The sequence below is a fragment of the Rhodococcus koreensis genome (assembly GCF_017068375.1).
Lineage (GTDB): Bacteria > Actinomycetota > Actinomycetes > Mycobacteriales > Mycobacteriaceae > Rhodococcus_F > Rhodococcus_F koreensis.
The window spans coordinates 3,019,012-3,031,342 of the sequence record NZ_CP070609.1 but is presented as its reverse complement, the minus strand read 5'-3'; the positions used below and the strand labels follow the sequence as shown (position 1 = coordinate 3,031,342).

The following is a 12,331-nucleotide window of genomic DNA, read 5'->3' as shown; positions in this document are numbered from 1 at the left end:
CGCATGACCGAACACCCACTCTCACGCCGAAACGTTTCCGCCGCGGCACTGATCCACCGGCGGGTGCCGGAAGGCACCGGGATCGTGCACCTGGGGCTCGGCAACTTCCACCGTGCCCACCAGGCCGTCTACACCGCGCTGGCAATGGAACGCGAACCCGGGCCGTGGGGGATCCTCGGTGTGGCTAGCCGGTCGAGCGCCGTCGCCGATGCGATGACGGCGCAGGATCTGCTCTACAGCGTCGTCGAGATCTCGCCCGGTGGATCGCGTGTCAGAGTTCCCGGCTCCCACACCGGGACCCTGGTGGCCGAACACGATCCGGAGTCCGTCGTTCACGCGATCGCGGATCCGGCAACGAAGATCGTGACGATCACCGTGACCGAACACGGGTACACCGTGTCTCCCGAGACCGGATCCCTCGACCTCGACTCCGACGCTGTCCGGCGTGATCTCGCCGAGGCCTCGACGCCGCGCACGACGATCGGACAGATCGCCCGCGCACTGGCCCTGCGGGCGAGCACACACGGCACCCCGATCACCATCCTCAGCTGCGACAACCTGCTGGCAAACGGACGGCAGACCGAACGGCTCGTGCGCGAGTTCGTCGGCACCTTCAGGGCACCCCTCCGTGACGAGGTACTGACCTGGATGGATGCGTCCGTGGCGTTCCCCAATTCGATGGTGGACCGCATCGTGCCGTCCAGTTCAGACCGATACAACGAGACGGCCCTGACGCACCTCGGCGTGCGGGACACGATCGCCGTCCCCGCCGAACCGTTCACGATGTGGGTGATGGAGGAGAAGTTCGCCGCCGGCCGTCCCGCCTGGGAGCACGGCGGCGCACTGTTCACCGACGACGTCGAGCCGTACGAGCTGATGAAGGTCCGGCTGCTCAACGGGACGCATTCGCTCATCGCGTACCTCGGCGCACTCGACGGGTGTGCCACCATCCCCGAGTCCGTGGCACGACCGTTCGTCGAGGACGCGGCGCGCCGCATCCTGTGCGACGAATACCTGCCGACAGTCACTGTTCCCGAAGCGGTCGACACGGACGACTACATCCGGCAACTCTTTTCGCGCTGGTCCAATACCGCTCTGGGACACCGCACCTCGCAGGTCGGCTCCGACGGATCGGTCAAATTGGCGCAGCGTATCCCGATCCCCGCGCTCGAACACCTCGGCCGCGGTGACGTCCCGCAGTTCCTTGCTCTGACCGTGGCGGCGTATCTCGCCTGCATCGCCCCGCTGCCTGGATTCGACCCCGGCCCACACGCACGATCCATGACCGACCCCGCTCGACCGCGCCTGGCAGGAATGGCCGACAACGCCGCTTCCACTACAGAATTCGTTCGCTCCGTCTTCGTCGACGGAGGCCTGTTTCCCAGCGTTCTCGCTGCGCACACCGAGTTCGTCTCGCGGATTGCCGACTTCGTCGACATCATCGTCCGCCACGGGCCGGCTGTCGCCGCCGGTGAAGCATCCGCCCCGGTCCCGGACCCCGGCGCGCTCACGCTGCAGTCCAGGGCGACCATCTGACTCTCTCACCCCCTGCCCGGACTTTCCGGGAACCACCAATGGAGGAATCCATGGACACTACACTCGACCCCACGGTGAACCCGAAAACACCCGGCCGCGCAGGCGGTACACCCCAGGCAGACCCGGCCGCAGTCCGCCGGGCGGCGTGGGCGGGACTCATCGGCACCACCCTCGAGCAGTACGACTTCGTCATCTACGGCACCGCCTCGGCGCTGATCTTCAACACACTGTTCTTTCCGAACATCTCGCCCGCGGCGGGCATCCTCGCGAGCTTCAGCGCCTACGCCGTCGGGTTCCTCGCCCGACCGCTCGGCGGCCTGTTCTTCTCACGCTACGGTGAGCGTCTCGGCCGCAAATGGGTGCTCGTCGCGACCCTGATGCTGATGGGCGGCGCGACACTGGGTATCGGTCTGCTGCCCACCTACAGTCAGGTCGGGCTGCTCGCACCCGCTCTCCTCGTCGCGTGCCGATTCTTCCAGGGATTCGGCGCGGGCGCCGAACAGTCCGGTGGTGCAACCCTTCTGACGGAGACAGCGCAGATAGGCAGGAGAGGCCGGCTCGCCGCGCTGGTGATGACCGGGGCCGCGCTGGGCACGGCGCTCGGCGCAGTCGCGTGGATCGCCGCGCAGCTCCTGCCGGAGGAGCAGCTCATGTCCTGGGGCTGGCGGCTCGTCTTCATCAGCAGTCTGCTCGTGACTGTCGCCGCGTTCGTCATCCGTCGCAAGCTCAACGAGAGCCCGGTGTTCCAGGAACTCAAGGAGCAGCACCACGTTCCGAAGACACCCGTGAAGGAGATCTTCGCGAACGGCAAGAAGCCGCTGTTCATCGTCATGTTCATGACGATCGGCATCAGCGCGCAGTCGTACACGTACCAGGTATTCATGGCGTCGTACCTCAAGAACGACGTGCACGTCGACCCCACGTTCATTCCCAAGGTGCTGCTGGTCGGGGCCATCTGCGGCGGCATCGCGGCCTATGGGTTCGGTCGGCTGTCCGATCGGGTGGGCCGCAAGCCGGTGTACATCTCGATCGTGATCGCTCTGATCATCCTGCCGGTGCCGACCTTCCTGGCTCTGAACACCGGCTCGCACCTGTTGATCACGATGGCGATGATCGTCGGCTTCATCCTGGCCTGCCAGGGCGCGGTCGGTGTCACGATGAGCTACTTCCCGGAAATCTTCGGCTCCCGCTACCGCTACGCCGGCGTCACGCTCGGACGTGAATTCGCGTCGATCTTCGGCGGCGGTGTCGCGCCACTGATTTGCGCGGCCCTCGTCACGGCCTTCTCCGGCTCCTGGATCCCCGTCGCGGTCTACATGATCGTGATGGCCGTGACGGTTCTGATCGCCTCGACGATGGCACCGGAAACTCGCGACCGCGACCTCACGCTGGCCGCCAACGCCACCGATCGTGAGGTGACGGCGGCATGACCTCCTCCGTCATCGCAGTGCTGCGCGCCGCGCACGCCGACCGGTACGCCCCCGTCGTGACCGTCCTCGCCGAGAACGGGGTGCGGGCCGTCGAGCTGACGATGAGCACGCCGGGCACCCTCGAGTCTCTGCGCAGCATCCGGCGCGACGCACCGGACGGCGCCGAGATCGGGGTCGGCACGGTCACCACCGTCGACCAGGCGCGCGCCGCCCTCGACGTGGGTGCCGACTTCCTCGTGACACCGACCACCAACCTCGACGTCATCGCCACGGCCGTGCGTGCGGGTGTCCGGATCTACCCGGGCGGATTCACCCCGACCGAGCTGTGGAACGGATGGAACGCGGGTGCGACCGCAGTGAAGTTGTTCCCGGCATCGGTGGTCGGCCCGGAGTACATCGCGCATCTGCGCGGGCCCTTCCCCGACATCCAGGTCGTCCCCTCGGGCGGGGTGAGCATCGAGGACGTCCCCGTGTGGATCGCCGCCGGTGCGGCGGCGGTCAGCCTCGGCGGCCCCCTGATCGGGGACGCACTCCGCGGCGGGGACCTCGGTCAGCTGGCCGAACGATGCCGGCGCCTCGCGGGCGTCGTCGCAGAACCGGCGGTCGCGTGATGACGGTACTGACGTTCGGCGAAACGATGGCACTCACCCGAGCGGCGGACACCGGTGCACTCGCCCACACCTCGACGCTGCACCTGGGAATCGGCGGGGCCGAAACGAACTTCGCGATCGCGCTACGACGGCTCGGCGTGGACGTCGCCTGGGTCGGGCGCGTCGGCCAGGACAGCCTGGGTGACCTGGTCGAGCGTGAACTCCGGGCCGAGGGAATCACCGCCGACGTCATCCGCGATCCGGACGCCCCGACCGGGCTGATGGTGAAGGAGCGGCGAACCGCCACCGCCACCCGCGTCTGGTACTACCGGACCGGCAGCGCAGGGTCGCGGCTCACGATGTCGGACATCGCGGACGACCGCCTCGAGTCGGCGTCGCTGCTGCATGTCACCGGCATCACCCCGGCCCTGTCCGACAGCGCCAGGAAGGCCACTTTGTACTGCGTCGAACGGGCACGCGCACTGGGCATTCCGGTGTCGTTCGATCTCAACTACCGCCGTGCGCTGTGGTCGCCGGAAGAAGCGGGTCCCGTCTTCCGCGAGCTGATCGCGTTGTCGGACATCGTCTTCGCCGGTGAGGACGAGGCCGCGATCGCGGTGGGTGACGGCGACCCCGCAGAACTCGTCGCGCGTGTCCGCGACCTGGGTCCCCGCGAAAGCATCCTGAAACTGGGAGACCAGGGGTGCCTGGCGATGGTCGACGGCGAGACGTTCTCCCTCCCGGCGGTGCCGGTGAACGTCGTCGACTCCGTCGGGGCCGGAGACGGTTTCGTTGCCGGATACATCGCGGACCGCCTCGCGGGGGAGTCACCCGGCGACCGTCTGAGAACCGCGGTGACCGTGGGGGCCTTCGCGTGCACCGTGTCCGGCGACTGGGAGGGCATGCCGCGCAGGGACGAACTCGGACTCCTCGCCACCGCGGAACCCGTCACCAGATGACAAGCTCCCATCTCCCACAGAACTGGACTTCACCGATGAACACCACCGAGACCACCGGCACAGAAACGATCGAGATTCCGACGCATGCGCAGGCGGTCGTCGCCCACGGCGCGAACGACCTGCGCGTCGAGGACGTGCCTATCGCCGCACCGAAGCCGGACGAGGCGGTGATCCGCATCGCCTACGGCGGAATCTGCGGATCCGACCTCCACTACTGGCAGCACGGCACCGCAGGCGAGTCGATCCTCCGCGCACCGATGCGGCTCGGGCACGAGGCGTCGGGCACGGTGCTGATCGGCGCGGCGGACGGCAGCGGTCCCCGTCCCGGCGCACCCGTCACCATCCATCCCGCGACGCCCGGCGGCGACAGCGCGACGTATCCGGCCGACCGCCCCAACATTTCCCCCGGATGCACGTACCTGGGCAGCGCGGCACATTTCCCGCACGCGGACGGGTTATTCGTCAGCCACGTCGCCGTGCCGACCCGCATGCTCCGGGTCCTTCCCGAGGGTCTCGATCTTCGGCTCGCTTCCTTGGCCGAGCCGGCGAGCGTGGCGTGGCACGCGGTCGCGCGGGCAGGGGAGGTGAAGGATCGGTCGGTCCTCGTCATCGGCGCCGGACCCATCGGGGCGCTCGTGGTGGCGGTACTGAAGCGAGCGGGCGCCGGGAAGATCACGGCGGTGGACATGCACGAGTACCCGCTGCAGATCGCGCGCGACGTGGGCGCGGACGTGACCCTCACGGCCACCGACGCCGGCGCGGTCGCGGCGGTCGGAGCAGACGTGACCATCGAATGCTCCGGCAACCACCGCGGTCTGTCGTCGGCGATCCACGGGACCGCGCGCGGCGGCCGGGTCGTGATGGTCGGACTGCTTCCCTCCGGTGATCAGCCGGTACCCGTCTCGATCGCGATCACCCGGGAACTGGACCTGATCGGTTCGTTCCGGTTCAACGACGAGATCGACGAGGTCGTGGCCGCTCTCGCCGACGGCTCGCTGGCGGTCGATCCGATCATCACCGCCGAGTACGACGTAGCCGATGCGCTCACCGCGTTCGCGTCGGCCAAGGACGCGTCGTCGTCGAGCAAGGTTCTCCTCAGGTTCTGATCCCGGGATCCTCGCCCCGGCATCGTCGACGCGGCACAGTTGTCGCATGATGGTCTCGACGCACCCCCGAGGTCAGGAGAGCAAGCTGATGAAGGAATTCACCGCCTGGATCGCTCGCGAGAACGAGGGCGCCATCGGCCTCTCCGAGGAGACGGTCGACGAATCGTTCCTGCCACAGGGCGAGGTCACGATCCAGGTCGAGTACTCCAGCGTGAACTTCAAGGATGCGCTGGCGCTGACACCGAAGGGCGGAGTGGTCCGCGAATACCCCATCGTCCCCGGCATCGACGTCGCAGGCATCGTCGCCGAGTCGCAGTCGCCGGAGTTCGCGGTCGGTGACAAGGTCGTCGCTCACGGTTACGACATCGGAACGGCCCGGCACGGCGGGTACGCGCAGTTCGCCCGCGTCCCGGCCGACTGGGTGGTGAAACTCGACGGCATGTCCACCCGCACCGCCGCCGCGATCGGGACCGCCGGTTTCACGGCTGCGATGAGCGTGGAGGCACTGCAGTCCCGCGGCGTCGAGCCGGGCCACGGCCCGGTCCTGGTGACCGGTGCGAGCGGCGGCGTCGGCACCGTCGCCGTCGACCTGCTGTCGGCGGCCGGCTTCGAGGTGGTCGCGTCGAGCGGAAAGCCGGAGAAGGCGGAACTGCTCACCCAGCTGGGCGCGAGCAAGGTGATCGGACGCCTCCCCGAACCCGACACGAAACCGCGTCCCCTCGGCAAGGCTCAGTGGGCTGCCGCGGTCGACTGTGTCGGCGGCGCCACCCTCGCCCACGTGCTCAGCACCATCGAATACGGCGGTGCCGTGGCGGCCAGTGGACTGACCGGCGGACCGAAGTTGGAGACCACGGTCCTGCCGTTCATCCTGCGCGGCGTCAGCCTGCTCGGCATCGACTCGGTGCAGTACCCGATCGACCAGCGGCGCCGACTGTGGGGCCGCCTCGCCTCCGACCTCGCACCCAGCCGCCTCGAGTCGATCACGCACGAGGTCCCGATTGCCGACGTCGTCTCGGTGATCGATCAGGTGCGGGCGGGTACGTGGTCGGGTCGTGCGCTGACGCGCCTGTGAGTACTTATTAACGTCCGGCGGTTAACAAGTACTCACGGGCGGCGGAGCCGCACGATCCAGGCGCGGGTATCCGCCGGGTCGATCACGTCGTCGAGTTCGAAGATCGTCGCCGCGTTGAGTGCCTTCCCGTGCTGGTAGGCGGCGTCGACGAGTTGCGTGAATGCCGCGTCCCGCTCGGCGGGGTCGTCGAGCGCCTCGAGTTCCTTCCGGAACCCGAGGCGCACCGCGCCTTCCAGCCCCATGGCGCCGATCTCGCCGGTGGGCCACGCGACCGTGAACTCGGACGCGTGGAAGGAGCCGCCCGCCATGGCCATCGCGCCGAGACCGTAGCCCTTGCGCAGGATGACCGTTCCGTACGGCACGGTCATCTGCGCGCCGGTGATGAACAGCTTGCCGAACCGGCGGACCGTGGCCTCCTTCTCCGAGTCGGGGCCGACCATGAACCCCGGTGTGTCACACAGCGAGACCACCGGCAGGCCGAACGATTCGCACAGTTCCAGGAAGTGGGCCATCTTGTCGGCCGCGACCGCGTCGATCGCACCGCCGAGGTGGTGGCTGCTGTTCGCGACGAGACCGTACGGCGCCCCCTCGACCCGGATCAGCGCGGTGACGATGCCGACGCCGTGGTCGCGGCGTAGCTCGAGGACCGAGCCGACGTCGGCAATGGACTCCACCGCACTGCGAACGTCGTAGGCGCGCAACCGGTTCTCCGGGACGACGTGACGGGCCAGCCGCTCGTCGGGGGCCTCCCAGTCGGGGAGCACCCCCTGGAAATACGACAGGTACGTCTTCGCCAGTTCGACGGCGTGCGCCTCGTCGCGGGCGAGCAGATCGATCACACCGTTGCGCCGCTGCACGTCGACCGGCCCGATGTCCTCCGGCCGGTACACACCCAGCCCGCCGCCCTCGACCATCGCCGGACCGCCCATGCCGATGTTCGCGTCGGGGGTGGCGATCAGGACGTCGCAGACCCCGGCCAGGGCGGCGTTGCCCGCGAAGCAGCGGCCGGACACGACCGACACCAGCGGCACCTTCCCGTTCAGCGCCGCCAGCGACCGGAAGGTGTTCAGGTCCAGGCCCGCTGCGGGGCCGGCGTCGGTGTCGCCGGGGCGTCCGCCGCCGCCCTCGGCGAACAGGACGACCGGAACCTGTTTGCGGCCTGCGAGTTCGATCACCCGGTCCGTCTTGGCGTGGTTCCGCATGCCCTGGGTTCCGGCGAGCACCGTGTAGTCGTACGACAGCACCACCGCCTGGGAATTCTGCGGACCGAACACGTCCCCGTTGATTGCGGCGAGGCCGGCGATCAGGCCGTCGGCGGGGGTGTTCTCGATCAGGTCCTGCTCGGAGCGGCGACTGCGCTGTGCGGCGAGAACGAGGGGCCCGTACTCGACGAAGCTGCCGGGGTCGACCAGGTCCTCGATGTTGGTACGCGCGCTCCGCCTCCCGAGCTTCGCCCGCTTCGCGATCGCGGCGGGCCTGGCGGCGTCGAGGGTGTAGTCGTGCCGCTGCCGGATCTCCGCCAGATCGGCACGCTTACGATCGAGATCGGTTGCGCTGTCGGCCACGTCGCCGGCCTCCGACCCGGTTCGGCGGATCACGACCAGTGGATCGCCGGCGTTGACGGTCTGCCCGGGCGACACCAGATTCCGCTCGACCACCGCGCCGGTGGGGGCGGCGATCACGTGCTGCATCTTCATGGCCTCGAGCACCACGAGGTGCGCCCCCGGCGTCACGGCGGCCCCCTCGGTGGCCGACTCCACGACCGTCCCGGCCAGGTGCGCGCGCAGCACGTCCTCGCCGGCGCGCAACTCGAGCGTGTCCGATGCGACCTCCGCCGGATGATGCACGTGCGCGGCGTCGACGAGGGCACCCATCCGCTCGGCGAGGTGGTCGGTGCCCACGACGCCGTCGGCGAAGCCGGGATCCGTGAGAATCGCCCGGAGAAAGCCGATGTTGGTGGGGACGCCGTCGACGACGAATTCGGCGAGCGCCGCGTCCGCCTTGCGTGCGGCGGCCGCGAACGACTGCCCGCGGGAATGCACGATCACCTTCGCGAGGAGCGAGTCGTACCGCGGGCTCGGCGACAGTCCCGGCCGCCCGTAGGTGTCGACGCGCACCCCCGGTCCCGTCGGCGGGGAGAACACGGACAGCGTGCCCGCGGCGGGAACGGCCTGACCGTCGGGGCGCATCGTCTCCATGTTCACCCGGGACTGGACGGCGATTCCGCGCGCGACAGCGGGTGTGCCCGACGTGTCGAGCCCGACGGCGCCGACCCCGTCCGGCAGCGCCAGTTCCGCGAAGTCCGCTCCCCGCGCGATGTCGATCTGCACGGCGACGAGGTCGATCCCCGTCACCTCCTCGGTGACCGTGTGTTCCACCTGAATCCGCGGATTGACCTCCAGGAACACGAATCCGTCCGGGGACACCAGGAATTCGACGGTGGCGAGTCCCCGGTAGCCGACACTGGCGCACAGCCGCGCCGCGGCCTCGTGCAGTTCGCTGCGCAGTCCGGGGTCGAGCCCCTGCGCGGGTGCGATCTCGACGAGTTTCTGGTGGCGGCGCTGCACGCTGCAGTCGCGGTCGCCGACGGCGAGTGCCCGCGTCACGCCCGCCTGCGGTGCCGCGACCACCTGCACCTCGATGTGCCGGGCGCCCTCGAGCAGCGCCTCGGCGAACAGTGCGGGATTGCCGAACCCGAGTTCCGCCTCCGACGCGCACGCCCGGTAGGCCTCGTCGATCCGGTCCGCGCTGCGGACGGCGCGGATGCCGCGGCCGCCGCCGCCCGCGAGTGCCTTGATCATGATGCCGCCCGAATGTTCCGCGAAGAGCGCGCGGACGCCGTCGAGGTCGGTGGGACCGTGGGTCGCGGCGAGCACCGGCACCTTCGCGGCCACGGCGGCCTCGCGTGCCGACGACTTGTCGCCGAAGATGTCGAGCACTTCGGGGCTCGGACCCACGAAGGCCAGCCCGGCCTCGCCGCAGGCGCGGGCGAAATCGGCGTTCTCGCTGAGGAACCCGTAACCGGGATGCACCGCCGTCGCGCCGAACTCGGCGGCCGCGTCGAGGAGGGCGCGAGCGTCCAGGTACGCGGACGGTCCCGAGCCGCGCAGCGCGACCGCCTCGGTCGCCGCGCGCACGTGGGGGCTGTCGGCGTCGTCCTCCGCATACACGGCGACGGTGTCGACCGACATCTCCTCCGCCGAGCGGATGATGCGCAGCGCGATCTCGCCGCGATTGGCGACCAGCAGGGTCACTTGTACTCCTCGGCCAGGGCGAACAGGTCGGCCTTGCGGACCTTCCCCGTCGCCGTCATGGGTAGTGCGTCGAGCACCTCGACGGTGGGCACCTTGTAGGTGGCCATGTTCCGGGCGGCCCACTCCCGCAGTTCCTCACCCGACACCTGACGGTCGGGCAGGAGCTGGACGAACGCGAACGGCACCTGCCCCTTGCCCGGATCGGGCTTCGGGACCACCGCGGCCGACTGAATCGCCGGATGCAGCATGAGCAGTGCCTCCACCTCCGAGGGGAACACGCTCATCCCGTTGGTCTTGATCATCTCCTTATTGCGGGCCAGATAGTGCAGTGCGCCTTTGCCGTTCAGCTTTCCGATGTCACCGGTCTGGAGCCATCCGCCGCGGAGTGCGTCGGCGGTGGCGTCCGGTTTGCCGTAGTAGCCGGTGAGCAGCGACGGACTGCGGACGATGATCTGCCCGGGTTGCCCCACCGGCACCGGAACCCCGGCGTCGTCGACGACCAGCACATCGGTCCCCGGAACCGGCAGCCCGCAGAACACGGGTTCGCTGAGCAGATCCTCGTCGTCGGTCTGGAAACCGAGCGTGATGGTGTCGGCGGTGTGCGTCTCCGTCATGCCGTAACTGGCCTCCCGGAGCACGTGTCCGGTCGCGTCGCGCCATCGGCCGCGGATCTCGGGGTCGAGTTTGAGCACGAACGACACGGCCATCGCGTTGCCGAGGGTGGAGAAGTCCCGCTCGGCGAAGCCGGGCAGATCCATCAGTTCCACGTAGTTGTCGACGGTGCCGACCATCGACGTCACACCACGCCGTTCGACGAGGGTCGCCGCGGCTTCCGGGTCCCATCGGGTGAGCAGCACGACGGTGCCGCCGTTGATCAGGGGGTACAGGATGCCGAAGTCCTCGCCGGCGATCCAGAAGATGGGCAGGAACCCGAGGACCACCGGGGGAGCCTCGCCCACCTGCCTGCCCCCGGCCAGTGTCGCGGTGGCGGCGGTGTACACCATGTGCGCCTGAGTGTGTTTGCAGCCCTTCGGCATCCCGGTGGTGCCGCCGGTGTAGTTCAGTGTCGCGAGCGCGTCGGGATCCATCGGGATCGGATCGGCGCGAGGGGATTCCATGATCCCCGCCCAGTCGGTGGCTCCGGACGCGGTGGGGAACGGCGGTGCGACGCTGGGTTCGGCGGGCAGCAGGTCCGACAGGGCGGTGACCGCGACGTGCCGCAGAGCCGACTCGCCACGCACGGATTCGACCATGTCCGCGAGGGAATCCTGGGTCAGCAGAATCTCCACGCCGGCGTCACCGAGTTCGTACGCGAGTTCGTGTTCGCGGAACAGCGGGTTGATCGGGACGTGGACCGCACCGATCTTCAGGATCCCCAGCATCGCGATGTGGAACTGCGGACAGTTGGTGAGATGGACGCCGACGCGGTCGCCGGCGGCCACGCCCCGCTGCAGCAGCCAGCCGGCGAAGCGGTCGGACAGGTCGTCGAGTTCCGCGTAGGTGATGGCGCGACCGTAGAAGTCGATCGCGACCGTCTGCGGTCGTGCCGTCGCCCAGTGCCGGAGATAGTCGATCACGGTGCGGCCCTCGATCGGGTACTCGACTGTCCGCGGTACCTGCGGTGGCCACGCGGCGTCCTGGAGTTCTCGTATCTCGGCGAGGGCCGATTCCAGGGTCGCGGGGTCACTCGAAGGCGAAGTGGGCATACCGAACTCCCGATTCTGTGCGGATGGTCGTTGCTAGGCGAAGCCGATGAGTCTTTCGGAGATCGCGGTCAGGTCGGCGGTGTACCGGCGTTGTTCGCGGGCCGTCGCGTCCACCAGCCGGGCGGCGCCCGCGAGTTGGGCGTCGGCGAGGGTCTGCGCGATGCGGGCGGGCGGCGCGCACGGCGTGACGTCGCAGGTGGCGTTGATGCGTTCGATGAACCGGGTGTAGCGGCGGATGAGCCGGGTCTGCACGGTGGACCAGCTTCGGCCGACCTCGGGGTCGAGCCGCGCGCGGTGCCTGATCAGTTCGAGGACGCGTCCGTTGGCATACACGGCCTCCACGAACGCTTTCGTGGTGGTGCGCAGCACCTCTCGCAGGTCCTCGCTCGCCGGTCCTTCGACGTGCTGCGACTCGAGGAACTCCTCGCAGACGTCGGCGGCGACGGCGTGGAACACCTCGTCCTTCGAGGAGAAGTACGCGTAGAACGTCGCCCGTGACACTTCCGCCCGGGTGGTGATCACCTCGACGGTCGTCCGGTCGTACCCGAGTTCGGCGAAGCAGGCGCTCGCGGCGCGGAGGAGTTCGCGGCGGCGGGGACCGTCGTTGTCCTTACGCGCCGACCGTGCCCGCTCCTGAGCCTCGCTTGTGGTCACAGTCACAGTATGGGTTGATATTGA

Annotated in this window: 9 protein-coding genes; 6 read left to right on the top strand and 3 right to left on the bottom strand. The window is 69.0% G+C overall.

Translation table 11 applies throughout. The features are described from left to right. Positions 1–3 precede the first annotated feature (3 nt). The 6 genes from JWS14_RS13990 to JWS14_RS13965 all read left to right on the top strand — a co-directional run bounded on the left by JWS14_RS13990 (position 4) and on the right by JWS14_RS13965 (position 6,693). Positions 4–1,536 (top strand): mannitol dehydrogenase family protein, encoded by a 1,533-nt coding sequence (locus tag JWS14_RS13990; protein WP_206013536.1) that lies wholly within the window; start codon positions 4–6, stop codon positions 1,534–1,536. A gap of 50 nt (positions 1,537–1,586) precedes the next feature. Continuing rightward, the gene (locus tag JWS14_RS13985) at positions 1,587–2,966 is read left to right on the top strand and encodes an MFS transporter (RefSeq protein WP_072937195.1); all 1,380 of its coding nucleotides are present in this window, start codon (positions 1,587–1,589) and stop codon (positions 2,964–2,966) included. Beyond that, the gene (locus tag JWS14_RS13980; protein WP_095862209.1) at positions 2,963–3,577 is read left to right on the top strand and encodes a bifunctional 4-hydroxy-2-oxoglutarate aldolase/2-dehydro-3-deoxy-phosphogluconate aldolase; all 615 of its coding nucleotides are present in this window, start codon (positions 2,963–2,965) and stop codon (positions 3,575–3,577) included. The genes JWS14_RS13985 and JWS14_RS13980 overlap by 4 nt, the downstream gene beginning before the upstream one ends. Continuing rightward, positions 3,577–4,515: a sugar kinase gene (locus JWS14_RS13975; protein ID WP_206013535.1), complete on the top strand. Its 939-nt coding sequence runs from the start codon at positions 3,577–3,579 to the stop codon at positions 4,513–4,515. Before JWS14_RS13980 ends, JWS14_RS13975 begins: the two co-directional genes overlap by 1 nt. A 35-nt stretch (positions 4,516–4,550) precedes the next feature. Continuing rightward, on the top strand, positions 4,551–5,621 hold the full coding sequence (locus JWS14_RS13970; protein WP_206013534.1) for an L-idonate 5-dehydrogenase: 1,071 nt from the start codon (positions 4,551–4,553) through the stop codon (positions 5,619–5,621). An 88-nt stretch (positions 5,622–5,709) separates the two neighbouring features. Next, a complete protein-coding gene (locus JWS14_RS13965) occupies positions 5,710–6,693 on the top strand; it encodes an MDR family oxidoreductase (protein ID WP_072937278.1) in 984 nt (327 codons plus the stop codon). Between the two features lie 32 nt (positions 6,694–6,725). Here JWS14_RS13965 and JWS14_RS13960 read toward each other — a convergent pair whose 3' ends face one another. From JWS14_RS13960 to JWS14_RS13950, 3 genes are read right to left on the bottom strand one after another with little or no spacing between them, the layout of a single operon-like run. Continuing rightward, complete coding sequence (locus tag JWS14_RS13960; RefSeq protein WP_206013533.1) at positions 6,726–9,947, bottom strand: acetyl-CoA carboxylase family protein; 3,222 nt, start codon at positions 9,945–9,947, stop codon at positions 6,726–6,728. Further along, on the bottom strand, positions 9,944–11,653 hold the full coding sequence (locus JWS14_RS13955) for an AMP-binding protein (RefSeq protein ID WP_206013532.1): 1,710 nt from the start codon (positions 11,651–11,653) through the stop codon (positions 9,944–9,946). The genes JWS14_RS13960 and JWS14_RS13955 overlap by 4 nt, the downstream gene beginning before the upstream one ends. A gap of 33 nt (positions 11,654–11,686) precedes the next feature. Next, positions 11,687–12,313 carry a TetR/AcrR family transcriptional regulator gene (locus JWS14_RS13950; protein ID WP_095862213.1) on the bottom strand — a complete coding sequence of 209 codons (627 nt, stop codon included), beginning with the start codon at positions 12,311–12,313 and terminating at the stop codon, positions 11,687–11,689. Between the last annotated feature and the right edge of the window lie 18 nt (positions 12,314–12,331).

Excerpts from the sequence above, each read along its gene's own strand:
- JWS14_RS13990 (WP_206013536.1), top strand. The coding sequence starts at position 4 with ATGACCGAACACCCACTCTCACGCCGAAACGTTTCCGCCGCGGCACTG.
- JWS14_RS13985 (WP_072937195.1), top strand. The coding sequence starts at position 1,587 with ATGGACACTACACTCGACCCCACGGTGAACCCGAAAACACCCGGCCGC.
- JWS14_RS13980 (WP_095862209.1), top strand. The coding sequence starts at position 2,963 with ATGACCTCCTCCGTCATCGCAGTGCTGCGCGCCGCGCACGCCGACCGG.
- JWS14_RS13975 (WP_206013535.1), top strand. The coding sequence starts at position 3,577 with ATGACGGTACTGACGTTCGGCGAAACGATGGCACTCACCCGAGCGGCG.
- JWS14_RS13970 (WP_206013534.1), top strand. The coding sequence starts at position 4,551 with ATGAACACCACCGAGACCACCGGCACAGAAACGATCGAGATTCCGACG.
- JWS14_RS13965 (WP_072937278.1), top strand. The coding sequence starts at position 5,710 with ATGAAGGAATTCACCGCCTGGATCGCTCGCGAGAACGAGGGCGCCATC.
- JWS14_RS13955 (WP_206013532.1), bottom strand. The coding sequence starts at position 11,653 with ATGCCCACTTCGCCTTCGAGTGACCCCGCGACCCTGGAATCGGCCCTC.